General features: G+C 72.4%; 26 protein-coding genes. 7 read left to right on the top strand and 19 right to left on the bottom strand.

Annotated features, from left to right (window positions below; all coding sequences use genetic code 11):
- The first annotated feature begins 8 nt into the window (after positions 1–8).
- Positions 9–362, top strand: a complete 354-nt coding sequence (locus AC3ANS_RS08495; RefSeq protein WP_488295721.1) for a DUF4190 domain-containing protein — start codon at positions 9–11, stop codon at positions 360–362.
- Positions 363–457: 95 nt separating this feature from the next.
- Here the strand turns inward: AC3ANS_RS08495 and AC3ANS_RS08490 are convergent, their stop codons facing one another.
- The 6 genes from AC3ANS_RS08490 to AC3ANS_RS08465 all read right to left on the bottom strand — a co-directional run bounded on the left by AC3ANS_RS08490 (position 458) and on the right by AC3ANS_RS08465 (position 5,792).
- A complete protein-coding gene (locus tag AC3ANS_RS08490) occupies positions 458–904 on the bottom strand; it encodes a DUF2752 domain-containing protein (protein ID WP_488295720.1) in 447 nt (148 codons plus the stop codon).
- A gap of 13 nt (positions 905–917) precedes the next feature.
- Positions 918–1,118 (bottom strand): HGxxPAAW family protein, encoded by a 201-nt coding sequence (locus tag AC3ANS_RS08485; protein WP_488295719.1) that lies wholly within the window; start codon positions 1,116–1,118, stop codon positions 918–920.
- Between the two features lie 68 nt (positions 1,119–1,186).
- Complete coding sequence (locus tag AC3ANS_RS08480) at positions 1,187–1,777, bottom strand: Trp biosynthesis-associated membrane protein (protein ID WP_488295718.1); 591 nt, start codon at positions 1,775–1,777, stop codon at positions 1,187–1,189.
- Positions 1,770–2,126 carry a phosphoribosyl-AMP cyclohydrolase gene (gene hisI, locus AC3ANS_RS08475; RefSeq protein ID WP_488295717.1) on the bottom strand — a complete coding sequence of 119 codons (357 nt, stop codon included), beginning with the start codon at positions 2,124–2,126 and terminating at the stop codon, positions 1,770–1,772. The genes AC3ANS_RS08480 and hisI overlap by 8 nt, the downstream gene beginning before the upstream one ends.
- Before the next feature lie 58 nt (positions 2,127–2,184).
- Positions 2,185–3,975: an ABC transporter ATP-binding protein gene (locus tag AC3ANS_RS08470; RefSeq protein ID WP_488295716.1), complete on the bottom strand. Its 1,791-nt coding sequence runs from the start codon at positions 3,973–3,975 to the stop codon at positions 2,185–2,187.
- Positions 3,972–5,792, bottom strand: coding sequence for an ABC transporter ATP-binding protein (locus AC3ANS_RS08465; RefSeq protein ID WP_488295715.1), 1,821 nt, complete (start codon positions 5,790–5,792; stop codon positions 3,972–3,974). Before AC3ANS_RS08465 ends, AC3ANS_RS08470 begins: the two co-directional genes overlap by 4 nt.
- Positions 5,793–5,895: 103 nt before the next feature.
- Here AC3ANS_RS08465 and AC3ANS_RS08460 point away from each other — a divergent pair, with 103 nt between their 5' ends.
- The 3 genes from AC3ANS_RS08460 to AC3ANS_RS08450 all read left to right on the top strand — a co-directional run bounded on the left by AC3ANS_RS08460 (position 5,896) and on the right by AC3ANS_RS08450 (position 7,516).
- Positions 5,896–6,528: a TIGR03085 family metal-binding protein gene (locus tag AC3ANS_RS08460; protein WP_488295714.1), complete on the top strand. Its 633-nt coding sequence runs from the start codon at positions 5,896–5,898 to the stop codon at positions 6,526–6,528.
- A 70-nt stretch (positions 6,529–6,598) separates the two neighbouring features.
- A complete protein-coding gene (locus AC3ANS_RS08455) occupies positions 6,599–7,282 on the top strand; it encodes a cation diffusion facilitator family transporter (RefSeq protein WP_488295713.1) in 684 nt (227 codons plus the stop codon).
- A gap of 60 nt (positions 7,283–7,342) precedes the next feature.
- Positions 7,343–7,516, top strand: a complete 174-nt coding sequence (locus tag AC3ANS_RS08450) for a hypothetical protein (RefSeq protein ID WP_488295712.1) — start codon at positions 7,343–7,345, stop codon at positions 7,514–7,516.
- 27 nt (positions 7,517–7,543) lie between these two features.
- Here AC3ANS_RS08450 and AC3ANS_RS08445 read toward each other — a convergent pair whose 3' ends face one another.
- Positions 7,544–7,840 (bottom strand): HNH endonuclease, encoded by a 297-nt coding sequence (locus AC3ANS_RS08445; RefSeq protein ID WP_488296459.1) that lies wholly within the window; start codon positions 7,838–7,840, stop codon positions 7,544–7,546.
- A 93-nt stretch (positions 7,841–7,933) separates the two neighbouring features.
- Entirely contained in the window at positions 7,934–9,523 is a 1,590-nt protein-coding gene (locus AC3ANS_RS08440) for a hypothetical protein (protein ID WP_488295711.1), read from the bottom strand.
- A gap of 109 nt (positions 9,524–9,632) precedes the next feature.
- Here AC3ANS_RS08440 and AC3ANS_RS08435 point away from each other — a divergent pair, with 109 nt between their 5' ends.
- Positions 9,633–11,012: a tryptophanase gene (locus tag AC3ANS_RS08435; RefSeq protein WP_488295710.1), complete on the top strand. Its 1,380-nt coding sequence runs from the start codon at positions 9,633–9,635 to the stop codon at positions 11,010–11,012.
- A gap of 13 nt (positions 11,013–11,025) precedes the next feature.
- Here the strand turns inward: AC3ANS_RS08435 and AC3ANS_RS08430 are convergent, their stop codons facing one another.
- The 3 genes from AC3ANS_RS08430 to AC3ANS_RS08420 form a co-directional block, all read right to left on the bottom strand.
- Positions 11,026–11,610 (bottom strand): hypothetical protein, encoded by a 585-nt coding sequence (locus AC3ANS_RS08430; RefSeq protein ID WP_488295709.1) that lies wholly within the window; start codon positions 11,608–11,610, stop codon positions 11,026–11,028.
- A gap of 97 nt (positions 11,611–11,707) precedes the next feature.
- Positions 11,708–12,103 (bottom strand): DUF3054 domain-containing protein, encoded by a 396-nt coding sequence (locus tag AC3ANS_RS08425; protein ID WP_488295708.1) that lies wholly within the window; start codon positions 12,101–12,103, stop codon positions 11,708–11,710.
- A 26-nt stretch (positions 12,104–12,129) separates the two neighbouring features.
- A complete protein-coding gene (locus tag AC3ANS_RS08420; RefSeq protein ID WP_488295707.1) occupies positions 12,130–12,828 on the bottom strand; it encodes a hypothetical protein in 699 nt (232 codons plus the stop codon).
- Between the two features lie 293 nt (positions 12,829–13,121).
- Between AC3ANS_RS08420 and AC3ANS_RS08415 the strand changes: the two genes are divergently transcribed.
- Positions 13,122–13,343, top strand: a complete 222-nt coding sequence (locus tag AC3ANS_RS08415; RefSeq protein WP_488295706.1) for a hypothetical protein — start codon at positions 13,122–13,124, stop codon at positions 13,341–13,343.
- A 78-nt stretch (positions 13,344–13,421) separates the two neighbouring features.
- On the opposite strand, the gene AC3ANS_RS08410 is transcribed toward AC3ANS_RS08415, so the two are convergent.
- The 8 genes from AC3ANS_RS08410 to hisD are packed head-to-tail and all read right to left on the bottom strand — an operon-like array spanning position 13,422 to position 19,389.
- Positions 13,422–13,910 (bottom strand): hypothetical protein, encoded by a 489-nt coding sequence (locus tag AC3ANS_RS08410; RefSeq protein ID WP_488295705.1) that lies wholly within the window; start codon positions 13,908–13,910, stop codon positions 13,422–13,424.
- Positions 13,907–14,668, bottom strand: a complete 762-nt coding sequence (gene hisF / locus AC3ANS_RS08405) for an imidazole glycerol phosphate synthase subunit HisF (protein WP_488295704.1) — start codon at positions 14,666–14,668, stop codon at positions 13,907–13,909. Before hisF ends, AC3ANS_RS08410 begins: the two co-directional genes overlap by 4 nt.
- Positions 14,665–15,399 (bottom strand): bifunctional 1-(5-phosphoribosyl)-5-((5-phosphoribosylamino)methylideneamino)imidazole-4-carboxamide isomerase/phosphoribosylanthranilate isomerase PriA, encoded by a 735-nt coding sequence (gene priA, locus AC3ANS_RS08400; protein ID WP_488295703.1) that lies wholly within the window; start codon positions 15,397–15,399, stop codon positions 14,665–14,667. Before priA ends, hisF begins: the two co-directional genes overlap by 4 nt.
- Positions 15,400–15,407: 8 nt before the next feature.
- Positions 15,408–15,737, bottom strand: coding sequence for a hypothetical protein (locus AC3ANS_RS08395; RefSeq protein WP_488295702.1), 330 nt, complete (start codon positions 15,735–15,737; stop codon positions 15,408–15,410).
- A gap of 7 nt (positions 15,738–15,744) precedes the next feature.
- Positions 15,745–16,398: an imidazole glycerol phosphate synthase subunit HisH gene (hisH, locus tag AC3ANS_RS08390; protein ID WP_488295701.1), complete on the bottom strand. Its 654-nt coding sequence runs from the start codon at positions 16,396–16,398 to the stop codon at positions 15,745–15,747.
- Positions 16,395–17,003, bottom strand: a complete 609-nt coding sequence (gene hisB / locus AC3ANS_RS08385; RefSeq protein ID WP_488295700.1) for an imidazoleglycerol-phosphate dehydratase HisB — start codon at positions 17,001–17,003, stop codon at positions 16,395–16,397. Before hisB ends, hisH begins: the two co-directional genes overlap by 4 nt.
- On the bottom strand, positions 17,000–18,094 hold the full coding sequence (locus AC3ANS_RS08380) for a histidinol-phosphate transaminase (RefSeq protein WP_488295699.1): 1,095 nt from the start codon (positions 18,092–18,094) through the stop codon (positions 17,000–17,002). Before AC3ANS_RS08380 ends, hisB begins: the two co-directional genes overlap by 4 nt.
- Positions 18,091–19,389: a histidinol dehydrogenase gene (gene hisD / locus AC3ANS_RS08375; protein ID WP_488295698.1), complete on the bottom strand. Its 1,299-nt coding sequence runs from the start codon at positions 19,387–19,389 to the stop codon at positions 18,091–18,093. Before hisD ends, AC3ANS_RS08380 begins: the two co-directional genes overlap by 4 nt.
- A gap of 68 nt (positions 19,390–19,457) precedes the next feature.
- Here hisD and AC3ANS_RS08370 point away from each other — a divergent pair, with 68 nt between their 5' ends.
- The gene (locus AC3ANS_RS08370; RefSeq protein ID WP_488295697.1) at positions 19,458–20,123 is read left to right on the top strand and encodes an LON peptidase substrate-binding domain-containing protein; all 666 of its coding nucleotides are present in this window, start codon (positions 19,458–19,460) and stop codon (positions 20,121–20,123) included.
- Positions 20,124–20,130 lie beyond the last annotated feature (7 nt).

Raw genomic sequence — 20,130 nt, 5'->3', positions numbered from 1 at the left:
TCGAGCACGTGAGCTACTCAGAGCCACCCCCGCCCCCGCAGTACGGCGCTCCGGTGCCGCCGCAGGGCGGTGTGCCGGCCAAGACGTCGGGCAAGGCGATCACCTCGCTGGTCACCGGCATCATCGCCCTGCCCAGCATCTGCTGCTGGCCGCTGGGCATCATCCTCGGCGTACTCGGCATCGCGTTCGGGGTGCTCGGCCGCAAGGAGATCGCGGCCTCCAACGGCCAGGTGAAGGGCGCGGGCATGGCCCTCGCCGGCCTCATCTGCGGCGCGGTCGCCCTGGTGATCATCGCCGTCGTGCTCATCTTGTGGGCGAGCGGTGCGATCGACACCAGCTATGAGTTCAACACGTCGAACTGATCCGACCTCGTCGAGGAGGGCCGTCCCCGCCGGGGGGCGGCCCTCCTCTGCGTTCAGGGGCGCCGCGTCGGGGGCGGACCGTCAGGGGCACCGCGTCAGGGAGCGAGCCAGGACCCGAACGGGAGGTTGCGCACGACGGCGAACGCGAGCGCGACCACGCACAGCGTGATCGTGCCCGCCGTGACCAGCCGGGGGTCGGGCTCGCGCTCGCGCCCGACCCAGCGGTCGACCACCCACCGGCCCAGCAGGAAGACGATGCCGGGCAGCAGCACGATGAAGAGCAGGTTGCTGGACGCGGCCGCGCCGATGTCGCCGTTCGTGAGGTCGTTGACAGCCCGCAGGCCCCCGCACGCGGGGCACCACACACCCATGGCGGCGCTCAGGCAGTAGCCCCACGACCCGCTCTGGTGGGGGTCACGCAGGTGCAGCGCCAGCGTGGCCGCGCCGAGGGCGCCGATCGTCAGCGCGGGTGCCGCCATCCGGTCCCACCGGCTCGCCGCCGTCACCGCCTCGGCGGTGGGGGTGGGCGCGGTGGTGGTCACGGCCGGAGCCGCCTCAGTGCCCGGACTCGTGGAAGCCGAGCTTGGCCATCACGCCGAAGATGACCAGCGAGGCCACGCCGAGCCCGACGCCCACCCAGAACACCGGGTAGCTGACCGGGTCGAGGAGCAGGCCCACGGCACCGACGACGAAGCCCAGCATCGCGACCGCGACGCCGGTCCAGGCTGCGGGGGTGTTGCCGTGGCTGTCAGACATGCGGGGCTCCTCGTGCGGGGGGTCCTGGCGGGCCGGTGGTGGCCCGAGTGGTGACTCGAGCGCTCAGTCTATTCAGGCTCGGCGGCCGTGGGGTCGCGACCCTCGTCGATCGCCTTCCAGAGATCCAGGCTGGTCTGCTCCTCCGGCGGCACGACCGGGCCGTCCGCAGGGGACGGAGCCGACCCGGGAGCGTCGTACCGGCTGCCCATCTGGGGCCAGCCCGGCATCCAGGCCACCGCGGCCACCGCCGCCGCGACCGACAGCACGGCGGCGGTCGCCGCCACCCAGAACCACACGGTGTGGGAGACGGTGGCGTCGGTGACCCCGACCTGAGCGAGCTCGTCGCGGAGCTGGTCGGGCACCTGCTGGTAGCCCGCCACCGCTGCCGCCACCGCACCGAGCGCGGCCAGGGCCCCGAGCGCGGCCACCGCCCGGCGCACCCGGCCGCGGGTGACCAGGACGACGCCCCAGCAGGCCAGGACCACCAGTCCGAGGGCCGTGACCAGCGGCAGGTGCGAGTCGTAGGTGATGAGCGCGCGTGCCGCGCCCTGGTCACCGTCGGCGGACGCGGCGGCGCGGTCACCGGCGATCGCGGTGACGCCGGCCGTCGCCAGGCCCGCGAGCACCACGGGCCCGAACGTACGCCGGGGCTCAGGCACGTGCGTCGACACTCGGCAGGAGGTCGGCGTCGAAGCACGTGCGGTCGCCGGTGTGGCAGGCTGCGCCGACCTGGTCGACCTTGACCAGCAGCGTGTCGCCGTCGCAGTCCAGGCGGACCTCGCGGACCCACTGCACGTGGCCGGACGTCTCGCCCTTGAGCCAGTACTCCTGGCGCGACCGGCTCCAGTAGGTGACCCGGCCCGTCGTGAGCGTGCGCGCCAGCGCCTCGTCGTCCATCCACCCGAGCATCAGCACCTCACCGGTGTCGTGCTGCTGGACGACCGCCGGGACCAGCCCGTCGGCGGTGCGCTTGAGCCGGTCGGCGAGGTCGGTCGGGAGAGGGGTCACTGCGCCATTCTCCCTCACTCGATCTCGAGACGGGTCGCGCGGCCGCGGCTCGGCACGGTCAGCGGCTCGGACCCTGTTGAGCGGTCCAGCTCGCGTGCAGCCCGGCGTAGACGGATCCCTCCTGAGCCGCCAGCTCCGTGTGCGGCCCGCGCTGGACGATCCGGCCCCGGTCGACGACGACCACCTCGTCCGCGCTCTCGGCCGTGGAGAGCCGGTGCGCGATCGTGACGGAGGTGCGGCCCGTCATCAGGCGTTCGAGAGCACGCCCGATGCGCATCTCGAGTGCCGGGTCGACCGCGCTCGTGGCCTCGTCGAGCACCAGGAGGTCGGGGTCGGCGAGCTGGGCACGCAGGAGCGCGACGAGCTGCCGCTCCCCCGCCGACAGCGACTCACCGCGCTGGCCGACCCGGGTGGCGAGGCCGTGCGGGAGGCCGGCGACCCAGTCGCCCAGGCCGAGCTCGGCGGCGCTCGCGAGGATCTCCTCCTCGCTGGCCTCCAGGCGCCCGTAGCGCACGTTGGCGGCGATCGTGTCGTCGAACAGGAAGCCCTCCTGGGGCACCAGCACGACGCTGCGCCGCATCGAGGCCTGGGCGATCTCACGCACGTCGATGCCGTCGAGCAGCACGGCACCCTGCGAGGGGTCCATCAGCCGGGTCAGCAGCTTGGCGATCGTCGACTTGCCCGAGCCGGTCTCGCCGACGACCGCGACACGGGTGCCGGCGGTGATCGCGAGGTCGATGTCGCGCAGCACCGGCGGGCCGCCCGGGTAGGCGAAGGTGACGTCGTCGAGGTGGACGTCGATCGGCCCGCGCGGCAGCGTGCGGCCGTCCGCGCCCGGGTCGACCAGGTCGGCCGGGGTGTCGAGGATGCCGATCACGCGGCGCCACCCGGCGATGGCGTTCTGGGCGTCGGTCAGGATCTGGGTGCCCATCTGGACCGGTCCGACGAAGAGCGTGACCAGGAAGGCGAAGGCGAGCACACGCCCGGCGGTGATGTCGCCCGCGAAGCCCAGCCAGATGCCGACGATCAGCACGCCGGCGTTCGCCAGGCCCGCGGACACCCCGCCGAGGGAGAACGAGAACGCCGTGAAGCCCTGGGCGCGGGTGCTCGCGGCCTGGTACTCGCTCACCGCGGCGTCGATGCGCCCCTGGGTGCGAGCCTCGACGGCGTACGCACGGACCACCGCGGCGCCGACGACCGGCTCAGAGATCGCCGACAGCATCACGCCGACCTGCCGGCGGACCGTGCCGTAGGCGTCGGAGAGCTTGCGCTGGAAGTAGCGCAGCGACAAGAACAGCGGGGCGAAGCACAGCCACACCACCAACGCGAGCTGCCAGCTGTAGAACACCATCACCACGGTGGCGACGAGCACCTGTCCGACGCTGACCACGAACAGCAGGCCGCCGAAGACCAGGAACTGGCTGACCTGGTCGACGTCGCTGGTCACCCGCGAGACCAGCGCGCCGCGGCGTTCGGTGTTCTGGGTCAGCAACGGCAGGTCGTGGACGTGGCGGAACGCCTTGATGCGCAGCGTGGCGAGCCCGCGCTCGGAGGCCGTGAACAGCCGCGCGGTCATGGCGTACGACGCCCAGCTGGTCAGCGCGATCGCCAGCGCGGCACCGATGCCGGTGATCACCGTGAAGGACACGTCCGGGCCACCGGGCCCGTTGAGGCCCCGGTCGAGCGTCTGCTGCACCGCGATCGGGACGACGACCTGGCCGAGCGAGGCGATGATCGCCAGCACCAGGGTCCAGCCGATGCCCTCCTTGAGCTCCGGTGAGAAGTGCACACCCCGGCGCAGCGTCGCGATCGCACCGATCTCCTCACCGGAGTCGAGCACGGTGCTCATGTGGTCTCCTCCACCAGGTCGGCGGCGTCCGCGGTGCCATCAATCCCCGGGTGCTGCTCGTAGGCGTTGACGAGGTGGGCGTAGGAGGGGCTGCGGGCCAGGAGCTCGGCGTGGGTGCCGCGGTCGGCCACCCGGCCGTCCTCGAGGTGCACGACCTCGTCGGCCAGGCCGATCGTCGCCTTGCGGTAGGCGACCACGACCAGGGTGCTGCCGCCGCCACCGGCGCGCAGCGCCTCGAGGATCCGCGCCTCGACCTCGGGGTCGACCGCGGAGGTCGCGTCGTCGAGGATCAGCAACCGGGGGCGGCGCACCAGGGCCCGGGCCAGCGAGATCCGCTGGCGTTGGCCGCCGGACAGCGAGGTCCCACGCTCGCCCAGCCGGGCGTCGAGACCGTCGGGCAGCGCCGCCACGAACCCGTCGGCCTGCGCGGCACGCAGCGCCGCCCAGACCTCCTCGTCGGACACGTCGGCGCCGAGGGTGACGTTGCCGCGCACGGTGTCGTCGAACAGGAACGCCGTCTGGGGCACGAGCGCGAGGGTGCGGGCCAGCTCGCCCCGGGCGAGCTCGCGCAGGTCGGTCCCGTCGATCAGGATGCGCCCGGCGTCGGGGTCGACCAGGCGGGACATCAGCGTGGTGAGCGTGCTCTTGCCCGACGCGGTGGCGCCGACGATCGCGATCGTGCGGCCCGGGTCGGCGCTGAACGTCACGCCGTCGAGGAGCGGCTGGTCGGGCTCGTAGCGGTAGGCGAGGCGGTCGACCTCGAGCCGGGCGCCGCCCTCACCGGTCGCGACCGGCCGGTCGCCGTACGGCATCTCGCCGGTCGCGCGCAGCACGCTGCGCACCCGCTGGTAGCCGACCACGCTGCGCGGGAACTCCCCCAGGAGCCAGCCGATCGAGCGGATCGGGAACGAGACGATCGTGAGCAGATAGGCGACCGTGACCACGTCGCCGGCGTCCGTCGAGCCGTTGAGCACCCGCTGCACACCGACCGCGAGGACGACCAGCACGCCGACGTTGGGCAGCGCAGCCAGCGTGGGGTCGAACGCCGCGCGGATGCGGCCGGCACGGATGTTGACCTCGCGCAGCTGGTCGGCCTTGGCGGCGAACCGGGCCGTCTCCTCCGGCTCCCGGCCCAGCGTCTTGACCACCATGGCGCCGTCGAACGACTCGTGGGCGACCTCGCTCAGCTCGGCGCGCAGCTGTTGGGCGCGGGTCATCAAGGGCGACGCGAGCCGTTGGTAGGCGAGGTTGGCGGCGATCACGGCCGGGAACACCAACAGGCCGACGAGCGCCATCACCAGATCGGCGGCGAACATCTGCACGACCGCGATCACCATCATGGCGACGGTGCCGACGGCCATCGGAAGCGGTGCGATCGGCCCCCACGCGGCCTCGACGTCGGAGTTGGCGTTGGACAGCAGCTGGCCGGTCGGGTGGCGCTGGTGCCACTCCATGGGGAGCGCGAGGTACTGGCGGGTCACGGCGCGCCGGGTGTGGGCCTGCATGCGGTACTGCATGACACCCGCCCCGAGCCGGCGCGCGACGATGCCCACGGCACGCAGGATCGCGACGCCGAGGAACAGCGCGAGCACCGCGAGCAGCATGTCGGTGCCGATCTCGCCGTTGTCGAACGCCGGCAGCACGACGTGGTCGGTCGACCAGCCGAGCACCCACGCGTCCGCGACCGTCAGCGCACCGAACAGCACACTGCCGATCGTCGAGACCGTGAAGATCCACGGCTCGCGCCGGATCGCGACGGCGAGTACGGCGAAGCCCTCGCGGGTGGTGCCCCGTCGGCTCCCCTGCTTGTCCGCCACCTGCGTCCCCGGTCCGTCTCTCTCGATGTCGCCTCGCGGGCAACCCGCGGCCCGGACAGGGTATTCCCCGGCTCCGACATGGAGCCCGACATAGTCTCCTGACATGAGCACGCCCCTCGCCCGCCGGGAGCGGACCGACCTGTGTGACCTCGCCCTGACCCTCGGGCCGGACGCGCCGACCCTGTGCGAGGGCTGGGACGCCCGCGACCTGGTCACGCACCTGCTGGTCCGCGAGCGCCGACCCGTCTCGTCGCTCGGCAACGTGGTGCCCCCGCTCGCGGGGTTGACCGAGCGAGCGATGGCGCGCGGGCGCGACCGCTCCTTCGGCGAAGCGGTCGAGAGTCTGCGCCGGCCGTCACCGCCGTTGCGCCTCGTGCCGGTGCTCGACCAGCTGATGAACACCGTCGAGCTGGTCGTCCATCACGAGGACCTGCGCCGCGCGCAGCCCGAGTGGGAGCCGCGCTCGCTGCCCTCGACCGACCTGGACGCGCTGTGGTCCCAGCTGAGCAAGGGCGCCGTGATGTTCGGTCGCAAGCTCCCCGAGCCGACCGTGCTCCGTCGCGCCGACACCGGGGCGACCGCACCGGCGCGCAAGGGGCCCGACCCGGTCACGATCACCGGCCCGGTGGTCGAGCTGTTGCTGTTCCTGTTCGGCCGCGACCAGACCCGCGGGCTCGAGTTCGACGGGCCGCCGGTCGCGGTCGAGCGGGTGCGCGCCGCCGATCTCGGCGTGTGACCGCCCGCCGGGCACCCGGCAACGGCCTGGAGTCGACCGACCTCCACCCCGTCCCGGAGGATGGGGTCCGATGAGCTCCCGACGTACGCGCTCCGACCACCCGGCGCACGACCACCACGACGACCACCACCACGACGACCACCACGGCGAGCACTCCCATGGCCTGGTCGACCCCTCGATCGTGCGGTCCAGGGCGGGGGTCAAGGCGGTCAGTCTGAGCCTCGCGGTCCTGCTCGCTGCCGCGCTGGTGCAGCTTGCGGTCTTCCTGCTCAGCGGCAGCGTGGCGCTGCTGACCGACGTCATCCACAACGGCGGGGACGCCTTGACCGCGATCCCGCTCGGCATCGCCTTCGTGCTGCGCAGCCGCCGGGGCGAGCGGTGGGCGGGCTACCTCGTCGTCGCGGTCATCCTCGCCAGCGCCCTGCTCGCGCTGGTCCAGGTGATCGAGCGGTTCCTGCACCCGCAGACTCCCACCCACCTGTGGGCGCTGCTGGTCGCCGGCATCGTCGGCGTCGTCGGCAACGAGATCGCCGCGGTGATCCGCTGGCGCGCCGGGCGTCGCCTCGACTCCCCCGCCCTGGTCGCCGACGGCAACCACGCTCGCTCCGACGGCTACGTCAGCGCCGGCATCATCGTCTCGACCGGGTTCGTCGCCGTGGGTCTGCCCATCGCGGACCCGATCATCGGCCTGTTGATCACCGGTCTGATCCTGCACACCACGTGGGAGTCGTGGGAGACCATCCGGCGTGGTTGAGGCGGAGGTCGCGGACGAGGCCTAGGCTGACGGGACATTCCATCGTTCTCAGGGGGTCGGATGTTGATCTGGATCGTGGTTGCCGTGGTGGTTGTCGGCTTGACCGGGTGGGCCTTCTGGCCCCGTCGCCGCGGCATCGCCGACGGCGAGGTCCGCCGCGCCAAGCGGCTGACCCAGGGGAAGGTCGGGAACTACGACAACCCCAGCGGACCGAACTTCGGCGGTCCCTTCTGACCCGACCCACTCGTGAGCGAGGTCCGCTCACGATGCGTCAGCAGCGAGGGCGTGCGCGATCTGCACCTGTCGGAGCAGGAATGCGCCGTCGTCGCGCTTCTTGCGGCGCAGCCAGGTGGTGACCTCGGTGTTGCACTTGCTGGCGTTGCACGACGCACAGGCCGGCACGACGTTCACGAGCGTGTAGCGACCGCCGCGCGAGATCGGCAGCATGCAGTCCTTCTGCAAGGCGGCGGCCTCGTTGCCGCAGTAGGCGCAGCCACCCCACGCCTCCATGAGCGCGAACCACTGGGCGTCGGTCAGGTCGTGCTCGACGAGCGACATCCGGCGCTTGCGGCGACGAGCGTACGTCGCGGCGCGGGTGCGGGAGGCCACCCTCGGAGCCTAGTGCCACGCCGGCCGAGCTCCGGGAACCCGTCAGCAACCCGCGGCGGGGTGTCGCGGCAGGCGGTGCCGGCTCACGGTCTGCCGCCCCGGGTCGAGTGGGAAGCCCCGCTGCCAGTCCGAGACCAGACTCAGCTGGTCCATCTCCCGCTGCCCCTCCCCGACGAGGGAGAGCCGCAGCGTCATCGGCAGCCCGGAGTAGGACGCCGGGTCCGAGACCGAGCCGATCGGCTTCCCGTCGAGGAACCAGGTGAGGTGGCTCTTGGACACCTCGACGGCGACCGCATAGGCGGAGTGCAGCGGCGTGTCCGAGGCCGTCGCCGCTCCGGACCAGCGGTACGCCGGGGACCGGGCGCCGAAGAACACCCGGCGCGAGAACGCCGCGATGCGCGCGATCTCGATGTTGTGCTTCCCGCAGTCGTAGTCAGCAGGGTCCTCGGGCACCAGCTCGGCCAGCACCTGGTAGTCGCGCCCGCCGCTCTCGTAGGCCCCGCGGATCCGCATCCGGGCCTCCCAGCGGCCCTGCCGCGCAGCGTTGCCGCGCAGGGTGGCGCGGGTGGTTCCGAAGTCCCCGGTGCCGGCTCCGTAGTACCGCTTGCTGTCGAGCGCCAGCTGGCCGTTCTGCTTGCTGACCCGGCCGCCGCCGTCGGCGTAGTCGACCCACTGCCCCCGCGACCGCGTCCCTCGATCGGGGCGGTCGGTCAGCGACTCGCCCTTCTCCCAGTCGAAGTCCCAGGACAGCGGATACCAGCCGTACGTCCCGCCGGCCGTGGGCGTCGGACCACCCTCGAGGCCGGCGACCCCGAGCGGCGGCAGCGACACCGCGGCCAGCGCCTCGTCGAGCTGTGCCTCGCGCTCGGCCCAGGCCTGCGTGCCGACGTACGCGTAGAGCGGGAACGACGCAGTCCAGCCGATCTGGTTGCCGTCCCGGCGGTAGTCCTCCTCCCGGACCCGGAACACCGCGACCCCGGCGGGCTCGGCGAGCCCGGCGAACCGGCCGAGGCCGTCGGAGTCGACGGTCGTCGTGGCGATGCTGCGCCAGGTGTCGCCGTCGACGCGCCGCTGCAGCGTCAACGACCTGCCCGAGAAGACCGGCAGGCCCTGCGAGGCCGGGCTGCGGAAGACGTTGTCGGGCGTCGTGTCGACCGTGATGCCGAACGGGCGGTTCGCGGACACCAGCGCCGGCTCGCTCGTGTTGTTCTCCGCCTGGCCGGTGACGCGCAGGGTCAGCTCCTGGGTCTTGGCGAAGAACACCCGGGACGCCGAGACGTGCTCGCCAGCCTTGACGCGGTAGCGGATGTCGAACATCCCGGGCGCCGGGTAGGCGAACGCGAAGCTGCCGTCGACGCGGGTCGAGGCACGGAACCCGTCCACGGTCGTCCACCGGTCTCCCGGGCGGCCCATGTTGAACTGCAGGACGAGCGGGCGCACCCCCGCGGCTCCGACGTTCCCGGTCCAGGTCAGCCGCTGGCCCGCGACGTACGTCGAGGGCGACACCGACAGCTCCGGGGCGGCCGCGCGGGACGGTGGTGCCGGTGGGAGCGCGACCAGGGCCAGCGTCGCGAGGACCATGGTCGCGAGGACCAGCAGGACACGGGGGCAGCTCCGAGAGACGGCCGACATGTCTGGACCATCGGCGCCGGGTGCCGGCTCATGAGGCGATCCGCACCGACCGGGGATCCACCGCGCGTCGGTGTGCACCCGAGCCGCGTCCAGGGCCACGATGGCAGGCATGGACGAGCCCACCTTCCGCACGATCTTCGAGCCGTTCCGCATCCACTCCGTGGAGCCGCTGCGGATGAGCACCCGAGCCGAGCGCCGCGGCTACCTGCAGGAGGCGGCGTACAACCTGTTCCAGGTGCGCGCCGAGCACGTGCTCGTCGACCTGCTCACCGACTCGGGCACGGGCGCGATGAGCCGCGACCAGTGGGCCGCGATCCAGCACGGCGACGAGTCGTACGCCGGCTCCCCGTCGTACTACCTGTTCGCGGACGCGGTGCGTGAGCTGTTCCCGTTCGAGCACGTCATCCCCGTCCACCAGGGCCGGGCCGCGGAGAAGATCCTGTTCTCGGTCATCGGTGGGCCCGGCAAGGTGGTCCCCAACAACACCCACTTCGACACGACGCGCGCGAACGTCGAGGCCACCGGGGCGCTGGCCGTCGACATCCCCGTCCCCGAGGGTCGCGACCTGTCCTCGCAGCACCCGTTCAAGGGCAACATGGACCTCGAGGCCCTGGAGACGCTGCTGGCTGCGCGTGCGGACGACGTACCGTGCGTCTTCGTCACGATCACGAACAACAGCGGCGGCGGCCAGCCCGTGTCGCTGGCCAACCTGCGCGGCGTCCGCGAGATCTGTGATCGCTACGGCAAGCCGCTGTTCCTCGACGCCTGCCGGTTCGCCGAGAACGCCTGGTTCATCCGTGAGCGCGAGGAGGGCCAGGGCGAGCGGGAGGTCGCCGACATCGTCCGCGACCTCGCGGCGCTCGCCGACGGGATGACGATGAGCGCGAAGAAGGACCCGATGGGCAACATCGGCGGGTGGCTCGCGATGAACGACGACGACCTCGCCGCGTCCTGCCGCAACACGCTGATCCTCACCGAGGGCTTCCCGACGTACGGCGGGCTCGCCGGACGCGACCTGGAGGCGCTCGCCCAGGGGCTCAAGGAGGTGGTGCAGCACGACTACCTGCGCTACCGGATCCAGTCGACCGCCTATCTCGGTGAGGCGTTGCAGGAGCGCGGCATCCCGGTGCTCAGCCCGTTCGGCGGGCACGCCGTCTACATCGACGCCCGCGCGCTCGCCTCCCACCTGGACCCGCTGGAGTACCCGGGCCAGTCGGTCGCGGTCGCGCTGTACGAGACCGGCGGCATCCGCTCGTGCGAGATCGGCACCGTGATGTTCGGCCGGCAGCCGGACGGCACCGAGGCTCCGGCGGCCATGGACCTGGTGCGCCTGGCGATCCCGCGACGCACCTACACCCAGAGCCACATCGACTACGTGATCGAGGTCTGCGAGGAGGTGTCCACCCACGCGGCTTCGCTCCCGGGCTACCGGATCGTCGAGGAGCCGAAGAGCCTGCGGCACTTCACCTCGTCGTTCGCGCCGCTCTGAGCCGAGGCCTCCGTCAGGCCGTGTAGGCCCAGCTCGCGTCGAGGAAGACGTGGGCCTTGTCGGTGTTGGTCTTGACGACCACGTCGAACCCGGACTTCGACCAGACGTCGTCAGAGAACGCCACCACACCTGAGACCAGGGCGAAGGCACTCGAGCTCCTGGCGTAGATGCACACCTTGCCGGCAGGGGCAGTGGGCGCCGCGAAGGTGCCGGTGCACGTCGCATCGTCATCGTTCGTGCCGATGGACACATCGTCGGGGGCGAAGTTGACGGTCTCGTCCGACAACGGCGTCCGGGCCTTGCCCGGGAGGTCCACGTGGACGACCTCGTCGATGTCCTGCGTGTTGGTCGTGGTGTCGTAGGCGAGCACGCCGGTGACCGTCCTCCCCACCGGGATCGTGCCGGACGCACCGGGCAGCTGGCCCGCGGCGAAGTCGGCCGACCGCAGGGAGCCGTCCCTGATGTCCCTGGTGGTCACCGAGCCGTCCTTGATGTCCTTCCCGGTGATCTTCCTGGCCGCCTGCGCGACCACGGGGTTGGTCAGTGCGAGCACGGTGAGCACCGCGATGACGACAGCGGCGGTGAGCTTGAGGCGCATGGCATTCTCCCGGACGAACGGTGGGCGGTGACCCCACTATCCAGCACCCGCACCCCCTGTGCGAGGCACATCCGTGATGCATCAGCTTCGCGGCTGATCACATCGTCGTTCGAGCCCGTCTTCTGAGCAATGGCACGACGAGGCGCCAGCCGAGCATCGTCACGGTGAGGAACACCGCCGCGACGACCAGGAAGCCCGGAGCGAGACCACGCCCCGAGATGCCGCGCAGGACCATGCCGGCCGCGTAGGTCACCACGAGCACGATGCCGCCCTCGGGCCACACCCGCTGGGCCGGACGGCTCCGCGACGCCAGCCAGAGGTGCGCGAGTACGGCGGCGAGCGCGAACGGCCACACGATCACGAGCACCACCCAGTCGGACTCCCCCGCCTCGTGCGAGCTCTTGCCGCCGATCGCGAGGGCGAGCACGCACACCAGGTCGGCCACGAGCGGGCCGATCCATTGCCGGGGCGCGCGCGGTTGCGTCGTACTCACCCGTCCAGGGTCGCAGGTGCTCGAGGTCAGGCGCGCGCCAGGACCGTCTCCACGACAGGTCGGACGCGCTCGACGTGCGTGACGAGACTGCCCATGAGCCGCCCGCGCCGGGCGAAGATCCCGGTCGGGCCTAGCCGGTAGAGCAAGGCGCGGACCAGCAGCTGGTCCCAGTCCGGACCGGTCGCCCAGGCGTCGAGAACCGTCATCGGTGCCCGGCGGAACGTCACCGCGTCCGCCGCGGCGATCGCGTTGGCCGTCGCCGCGGGCCGGAAGTATGGCGGCCAGTCGATGACCGCCGGCGGCCTGCCGTCCGCCACCAGGACGTTCGGCAGGATGTCGCCGTGGATCGCCTGGTCGGGGCTCGTGACGGGCGCCAGAGCGGCGCGCAGGCTCGCGATCACCTCGAGTGTCTCGGCGTCGCCCTCGGGCACGGCACCCTCCCAGGCGAGTCGGTCGCCGTACGCCCAGGGGTCGTCGCGCGCGTCCATGAAGCCGGGCCGAGGCAGTTCGCCGAGGCCGGCATGGAACGCATCGCTCGCCTCCTTGACCCGGGTCAGCTCGTGGTCGACGTCCGCGTCGCGGCCCGGCACGAAGACGTGGGCTCCCCAACCGTCGACCGACCAGCCGCCGGCGGCCCCGCGAGTCGGTGCGACCGGCTCGGGCACGCGTACGTCGTCGCTGCTCCACGCGGCGTACACCTCGCACACCCAGGTGTGCTCCGGCACGCAGCCGACCGGCTTGAGGACCAGGCGTCCGTCGGTCCACGCGTGGCCGGCCCCACCGGGCAGCCGGCGCAGCTCGCTTCGTGTAGTCCGAAGGCGCGGACCGCCTCGGGGGTGGGGCCTCGCTCTCGCCACGCCCAACCGGCGGCGTCGAGCACGACGACGCGCGCGCGATCCGGTGTGCACCGGCCGGGTGCGCCGTCAGCGGTCATGAGCGCGACGGTACCGGCGTGCTCGACGACACCGAGCCCGCTCGGGGCCTCCACAACCGGCGGCACCCGTGTCACCATGCACCCATGGCGTTGATCTCGGTGCGCAACCGCTGGCTGTACTCCGTGGGGCCGTTCGTGCTCTCCGCGATCGTCTTCGCAGCCGTCCTCGTGTGGCTCGGCGACAGTCGTGGCCACGCTGTCGCTTACAGCGTCGTGTTCACCGCGACCCTTGCCACGTTGCAGTGGCTGCACCTCCACCGCCGCGACGCCCGGCGGCGCCGCCGGCAGCAGGCGATCGGCGCCTAGCGCCCACGCCACGGCGAGGGCCGTGGCGTCTCACCTGGGCCGCGACCCGCGACGCTGAGGCCAGCGGCGAGCCGCGAGCTAGAGGCCGCTCCAGATGTGGAAGTCGGCACGATGTCCCTCGGGTCCGGAGTCCGTAGCCGTCAGGCCGCCGAGGGCACCCACGACGACGGCGAGGATCACCAGCGTCGCGAGATCGGGACCCGCTCGATCCGGCTCTGCCCGATAACGGGCGAAGCAGTCGCTCTGGAGGTAGGAGAGGAACGCACCGAACGCCACGGCGCCGGTGAGGGACTCCGCGAGGACCGCGAGGGAGGGCCCCGTCACGAGCGCGACGAGGCCGAACAGTGCGATCAGCGCGAGGACCAGCCCGGCGACCCAGGTCCGGACCATCCGCGCGCGAAGTACCCCGTAGGACACCCAGCCCACCACCAGTGCGCTGAGCGGTATCGAGACGAACGCCGACTCCGCGTTGGCGGTGCCGCGGTCAGCCAACGTCACCAGCTGGCCGGCCAGGCTGGCCCAGCCGAGCAACCACGCCGACCTCGGGACCGCCTGCTCCGCCGTCATCGGACCGGGTAGCCCGCCCCCGCGAGCGACTGCTTGACGTCGGCGATCCGCAGCGTGCCGAAGTGGAAGACGGTGGCGGCGAGCACCGCGTCGGCGCCCGCCTCGACGGCGGGCGGGAAGTGCTCGACCGCGCCCGCACCACCGGAGGCGATGACGGGCACGCTCACCTCACGGCGTACGGCGCGGATCAGCTCGAGGTCGAAGCCGTCCTGGGTGCCGTCGGCGTCCATCGCGTTGAGCAGGATCTCCCCCGCGCCCAGCTCGGCCGCGCGGACGGCCCACTCGATCGCGTCGAGCCCGGCGGACTTGCGGCCGCCGTGGGTGGTGACCTCGAACCCCGACGGCGTGCCGGCAGCCCGGCGCGCATCGACGGAGAGCACCAGCACCTGGTTGCCGAACCGGTCCGCGATCTCGGCGACCAGCTCGGGGCGGTTGATCGCCGCGGTGTTGACCGCGACCTTGTCGGCCCCAGCACGCAGCAGGCGGTCGACGTCGGCCACCGACGACACTCCCCCACCCACGGTCAGCGGGATGAACACCTCCTCGGCGGTGCGCGAGACGATCTCCATCGTGGTCGCGCGTCCCTCGTGAGAGGCGGAGATGTCGAGGAACGTCAGCTCGTCGGCGCCCTCGGCGTCATAGGTGCGCGCCAGCTCGACCGGGTCGCCCGCGTCGCGGAGCTCCTTGAAGTTGATGCCCTTGACCACCCGGCCGGCGTCGACGTCCAGGCACGGGATGACCCGCACCGCCAGCGTCATCGCGATCCCCGAGTGAGCTCGAGCGCGTCCTCCAACGTGAACCGGCCCTCGTAGAGCGCGGTGCCGGCGATCGCGCCCTCGACGCCGACCGGCACCAGCTCCATCAGCGCGCGGATGTCGTCGAGCGTGGTCACGCCCCCGGACGCCACCACCGGCGCGGACGTCGCGGCGCACACGTCGCGGAGCAGCTGCAGGTTGGGGCCCTGGAGCATCCCGTCCTTGTTGACGTCGGTGACCACGTAGCGTGCGCAGCCCTCGGCGTCGAGGCGCGCGAGCGTCTCGTAGAGGTCGCCGCCCTCCTGGGTCCAGCCGCGCGCGGCCAGGGTGCGACCGCGTACGTCGAGGCCGATGGCGATGCGATCGCCGTGCTCGGCGATCACCCGGCCGCACCACTCCGGCTGCTCGAGGGCAGCGGTGCCGATGTTGACCCGACGGCAGCCGGTGGCGAGCGCGGCCGCGAGGGACTCGTCGTCGCGGATCCCGCCGCTCATCTCGACCTGGATGTCGAGCGCGCCGACGATCTCGGCCTGCAGCTCACGGTTGGTGCCGCGGCCGAACGCCGCGTCCAGGTCCACGAGGTGGAGCCACTCCGCGCCGGCGTCCTGCCAGCGCATCGCGGCGGCCACCGGGTCGCCGTACACCCGCTCGGAGCCGGCCACGCCCTGGGCGAGCTGGACGGCCCGGCCCTCGGTGATGTCGACGGCGGGAAGCAGCTCGAGATAGTCAGACATGGTGTCCTTCACGTTCGGCGGAACAGCATCGTGTGGAAGACGGGGGCGGCCAGCAGGCTGACCACCAGTGCGGCGAGCCGGATGTCCCACTCGCCGAAGAAGATCCAGGCCAGCACGTTGAACGCGAGCAGGCCGGCGAACAGCGCGCCGTTCTGGCGCCGCCTGCGTTGGGCCAGCAAGCCGGTCGGCCGCTTGGGCGGCTTCGGGAGCCGCGAGGTCACCGCCCGCACCCGTGCGTCGCGGCGCTCCCTGCGCTCGGCATCCGCCGCCCGGGCCGCCGCGAGCACGGCGGCCTCCCGCTCGCGCTCCGCGCGCCGCTGGGCCCGCTCCTTGCTCATCGGCGGCTCACCGCAGCGACTCCACCCAGTTGCGCAGCAGGGCGGCTCCGGCGTCGCCGGACTTCTCCGGGTGGAACTGCGTGGCGCTCAACGGCCCGTTCTCGACCGCTGCGACGAACCGGTCGCCCCCGTGCTCTGCCGGACCGGTCTGGGCCCAGGTGACCAGCGGCGGCTTCGTACGGCCGTGCGTCTCCAGCGTCCAGTCGCGCACGCCGTAGGAGTGCACGAAGTAGAAGCGCTCCCGCTCGATGCCGCGGAACAGCGTGCTGTCCGCTGGGGCTTCGACGGTGTTCCAGCCCATGTGGGGTACGACGGGCGCCTGGAGCCGCTCGACGACACCCGGCCACTCGTTGCAGCCCTCGGTCTCGACGCCGTGCTCGACGCCGTGCTCGAACAGGATCTGCATGCCCACGCAGATGCCGAGCACCGGCCGGCCACCGGCCAGGCGACGGCCGATCACCTCGTGCCCCCGGACCGCGCGGAGCCCGGCCATGCAGGCGGCGAACGCACCCACCCCGGGGACGACCAGGCCGTCGGCGTCCTGGGCCAGCGCCCGGTCGGACGTCAGCGTGACCTCGGCGCCGGCGCGCTCGACCGCACGCACCGCGGAGCGGAGGTTCCCCGAGCCGTAGTCGAGGACGACGACGTTGGGTTTGCTCACAGAGCACCCTTGGTGCTGGGGATCCCCGTCTCGCGCGGGTCGAGGGCGACGGCGTCACGGAAGGCGCGGGCGAACGCCTTGAACTGCGTCTCCACGATGTGGTGCGGCTCGCGGCCGGCCAGCACCCGCACGTGCAGCGCGAAGTGGCCGTGGAACGCGATCGACTCGAAGACGTGCTGGGTCAGCGACCCGAGGTACGACGGCGTCGTGCCGCCCAGTTGGACGTACTGCTGCCCCTCGGGCTCGCCGGTGTGCACGCAGTAGGGCCGGCCCGACACGTCGACGACCGCCTGCACCAGCGCCTCGTCGAGCGGCACGGTGGCGTCGCCGAACCGGCGGATCCCGACCTTGTCGCCGAGCGCCTGGCGCAGCGCCTGGCCGAGAGCGATCGCGGTGTCCTCCACCGTGTGGTGGGCGTCGATGTGGGTGTCGCCCTCGGTCTGGACGGTGAGGTCGACCAGCGCGTGCCGGGCGAACGCGGTCAGCATGTGGTCGTAGAACCCCACGCCCGTCGAGATGTCGTGGCGTCCCGAGCCGTCGAGGTCGACCTCGACGAGCACCTTCGACTCGCTGGTCTGGCGCTCGATGCGTGCGGTGCGGCTCATGATTCCTCTTCCATGACGTGGGTCAGTGCCTGGCGGAACGCGTCCATCTCCTCAGCGGTGCCGATCGACACCCGGAGCCAGCCGTCGGGGCCGACCTCACGGATCAGCACCCCCCGGTCCAGCAACTGCTGCCAGACAGCATGGCGGTCCGCGAAGGTCCCGAACAACACGAAGTTGGCGTCGCTGTCGGCCACCGTCAGCCCTTGTGAACGCAGCCAGGCGACGCACGCGTCGCGCTCGGCGCGCAGCTGGTCGACCTTCCCGAGCAGCTCCGGGGCGTGCCGCAGCGCCGCCTGGGCGGTCGCCTGGGTCACCGCCGAGAGGTGGTAGGGCAGCCGCACCACCCGGATCGCGTCGAGGATCGCGGGGTCGGCGGCCAGGTAGCCCAGCCGCAGGCCGGCCGCGGCGAACGCCTTGCTCATCGTGCGGGTCACGACCAGGTTGCGGTGCTCGGGCAGCAGCTCGAGGGCGCTCGGGACGCCGGCTCGGCGGAACTCGCCGTACGCCTCGTCGACGACCAGCAGCCCGTGGTCCCCCACCGCCTCGCTGAGGGCGCCGACCGCGTCCGGTGGGAGCGCCGTGCCGGTCGGGTTGTTGGGGCTGGGCAGCAGCACGACGCTCGGCCGCTCCGCGCGCACCAGCGCCGCCGCCGCGTCGAGGTCGAGGGAGAAGTCCTCGGCCCGGCTGCCCTGCACCCACCGGGTCGAGGTGTCGCGGGCGTACTCCGGATACATGGAGTACGTCGGGGCGAAGCTCAGCGCGCTGCGACCCGGCCCTCCGAATGCCTGCAGCAGCTGGAGCATCACCTCGTTGGACCCGTTGGCCGCCCACACCTGCTCGGGCGCGATGCCGTGCGCGGTGTCCCGGGACAGGTACGCCGCGAGCGCGGTGCGCAGCTCGACGTGCTCGCGGTCGGGGTAGCGGTTCAGCCCGAGCGCGGCGGCGCGCACGGCTGCGGCGATGTCGTCCGCGCACGCCTCGGACGGGCCGTAGGGGTTCTCGTTGGTGTTGAGCTGGACGGGCACGTCGAGCTGCGGGGCGCCATACGGCTCCAGACCACGCAGCTCCTCCCGCAGAGGAGGCCAGGTCATCGCTTGAACCGCACCGACACCGCGGCGCCGTGACCCGGCAGGTCCTCGGCCTCGGCGAGGGTCACCACGTGCCGGGCGACCTCCTCGAGCGCCTCGCGGGTGTAGTCGACGACGTGCACGGACTTCGTGAACGCGCGCACCGAGAGACCCGAGGAGTGGCAGGCGCAGCCGGCGGTCGGCAGCACGTGGTTGGACCCGGCGCAGTAGTCACCGAGGCTCACCGGAGCGTGCGGGCCGACGAAGATCGCGCCGGCGTTGCGCACGCGCGCGGCGTACGCCGAGGCGTCGGCGGTGTGGATCTCGAGGTGCTCGGCGGCGTAGGCGTTCACGACGTCGAGGCCCTGCTCGAGGTCATCGACGAGCACGACACCGGACTGCTGGCCCGCGAGACTGGTGCGGATGCGCTCGACGTGCTTGGTGGCGGGGACCTGCTGGTCGAGCTCGACGTCGACCGCGTCGGCGAGGCGCTCCGACGGGGTCACCAGGACCGCCGCGGCGAGCGGGTCGTGCTCGGCCTGGCTGATCAGGTCGGCGGCGACGTACGCCGGGTCCGCGGTGTCGTCGGCCAGGATCGCGATCTCGGTCGGTCCGGCCTCGGAGTCGATGCCGACCAGGCCCTTGAGCAGCCGCTTCGCGGTCACCGTGTAGATGTTGCCCGGCCCGGTCACCAGGTCGACCTTGGCGCAGGGGCCGGTGCCGTAGGCGAACATCGCGATCGCCTGGGCGCCTCCGACGGCGTAGACCTCCTCCACACCGAGCAGTGCACAGGCCGCGAGGATCGTGGGGTGGACCGCGCCACCGAACTCCCGCTGCGGCGGGCTCGCCAGCGCGATCGACTCCACGCCGGCGGTCTGGGCGGGCACGACGTTCATCAGCACGCTGGAGACCAGCGGGGCCAGGCCGCCGGGGACGTAGAGACCGACCCGCCCGACCGGCACCTTGCGGTGGGTGACCCGGGCGCCCGGGCCGAGGTCGGTCACCGCGTCGTGCTCGAGCTCGGCGGCGCAGGTGGCCCGCAGGCGCGAGATCGACTCCTCGAGCGCGGCGCGAATGTCGGGGTCGAGCTGCTCCAGGGCGGCGCCGAGCGCCTCGGGGGTGACCCGGATGTCGTCGACCCGCACCCCGTCGAACTTCTCCGACAGCTCGCGGATCGCGTCGAGCCCGCGGGCCCGCACGTCCTCACAGATCGCATGCACCGCCGGCACCGCGGCCTCGACGTCGAAGTCGGCGCGGGGAACCGCTGCGCGGTAGTCAGCACCCTGCTGGGCGCCGCGCAGGTCGATGCGTCGGATCATGGGGCCGATTCTACGGGCGGTCGCCTGTCGCGCCGGACCGGCGACGGTGGCTGGACTACGTTGGCCCCGTGCCCGAGCCGCTGCCGATGTTCCCGCTGAACGCGGTGCTGTTCCCGGGTGTGAGCGTGCCCCTGACGGTGTTCGAGGACAGGTACCGGGCCCTGGTGCACCACCTGCTGCGGATCGAGGACCCCGCGCAGCGGGTGTTCGGGTCGGTGGGCATCCGGGAGGGCTACGAGGTCGGCGACCATGGCGCGCAGTCGCTGTACCGGGTGGGGTGCCGGGTGCAGCTCACCGAGGTCGAGGCGCACCCCGACGGCACCTTCGACGTGGTCGCCGTCGGCCAGGAGCGGATCCGGCTCGACCGGCTCGACACCTCGGGGCAGTTCCCCATCGGACACGTCACCGAGCTGCCCGATCGGGAGACGCCGGTCCCCGAGGTGGTCCTCGACCAGGCCCGGGTCGCGTTCACGGCCTACCGCGCGGCGCTCTCCGACATCCGGGGCGACCCCTACTCCGGCACGCTCCCCCGCGACCCGACGTACCTCTCCTGGACGCTGTCGGCGCTCGCGCCGCTGCCGATGCCCGAGCGGCAGGCGCTGCTCGAGGCCGACGACGCCGAGGTACGGCTGATCCTGATCACCGACCTGCTCCGCACCGAGCTGCGGGCGATGAACGTGATCCCCTCGCTCCCCGCCACCGAGGTGGCCCGCACGAGATGGTCTCCGAACTGAGACCGAG

Source organism: Nocardia sp. 149-1B (genome assembly GCF_057747975.1).
Note: the sequence above shows the minus strand (reverse complement) of the source record. Positions and strands in the feature narration are given on the sequence as shown.

Bases quoted from the DNA above. Each gene is read 5' to 3' on its own strand.
- AC3ANS_RS08485 (WP_488295719.1), bottom strand. From the start codon at position 1,118: ATGTCTGACAGCCACGGCAACACCCCCGCAGCCTGGACCGGCGTCGCG.
- AC3ANS_RS08470 (WP_488295716.1), bottom strand. From the start codon at position 3,975: ATGAGCACCGTGCTCGACTCCGGTGAGGAGATCGGTGCGATCGCGACG.
- AC3ANS_RS08460 (WP_488295714.1), top strand. From the start codon at position 5,896: ATGAGCACGCCCCTCGCCCGCCGGGAGCGGACCGACCTGTGTGACCTC.
- AC3ANS_RS08455 (WP_488295713.1), top strand. From the start codon at position 6,599: ATGAGCTCCCGACGTACGCGCTCCGACCACCCGGCGCACGACCACCAC.
- AC3ANS_RS08450 (WP_488295712.1), top strand. From the start codon at position 7,343: ATGTTGATCTGGATCGTGGTTGCCGTGGTGGTTGTCGGCTTGACCGGG.
- AC3ANS_RS08445 (WP_488296459.1), bottom strand. From the start codon at position 7,840: ATGTCGCTCGTCGAGCACGACCTGACCGACGCCCAGTGGTTCGCGCTC.
- AC3ANS_RS08440 (WP_488295711.1), bottom strand. From the start codon at position 9,523: ATGTCGGCCGTCTCTCGGAGCTGCCCCCGTGTCCTGCTGGTCCTCGCG.
- AC3ANS_RS08435 (WP_488295710.1), top strand. From the start codon at position 9,633: ATGGACGAGCCCACCTTCCGCACGATCTTCGAGCCGTTCCGCATCCAC.
- AC3ANS_RS08430 (WP_488295709.1), bottom strand. From the start codon at position 11,610: ATGCGCCTCAAGCTCACCGCCGCTGTCGTCATCGCGGTGCTCACCGTG.
- AC3ANS_RS08415 (WP_488295706.1), top strand. From the start codon at position 13,122: ATGGCGTTGATCTCGGTGCGCAACCGCTGGCTGTACTCCGTGGGGCCG.
- AC3ANS_RS08410 (WP_488295705.1), bottom strand. From the start codon at position 13,910: ATGACGGCGGAGCAGGCGGTCCCGAGGTCGGCGTGGTTGCTCGGCTGG.
- hisF (WP_488295704.1), bottom strand. From the start codon at position 14,668: ATGACGCTGGCGGTGCGGGTCATCCCGTGCCTGGACGTCGACGCCGGC.
- priA (WP_488295703.1), bottom strand. From the start codon at position 15,399: ATGTCTGACTATCTCGAGCTGCTTCCCGCCGTCGACATCACCGAGGGC.
- AC3ANS_RS08395 (WP_488295702.1), bottom strand. From the start codon at position 15,737: ATGAGCAAGGAGCGGGCCCAGCGGCGCGCGGAGCGCGAGCGGGAGGCC.
- hisB (WP_488295700.1), bottom strand. From the start codon at position 17,003: ATGAGCCGCACCGCACGCATCGAGCGCCAGACCAGCGAGTCGAAGGTG.
- AC3ANS_RS08380 (WP_488295699.1), bottom strand. From the start codon at position 18,094: ATGACCTGGCCTCCTCTGCGGGAGGAGCTGCGTGGTCTGGAGCCGTAT.
- hisD (WP_488295698.1), bottom strand. From the start codon at position 19,389: ATGATCCGACGCATCGACCTGCGCGGCGCCCAGCAGGGTGCTGACTAC.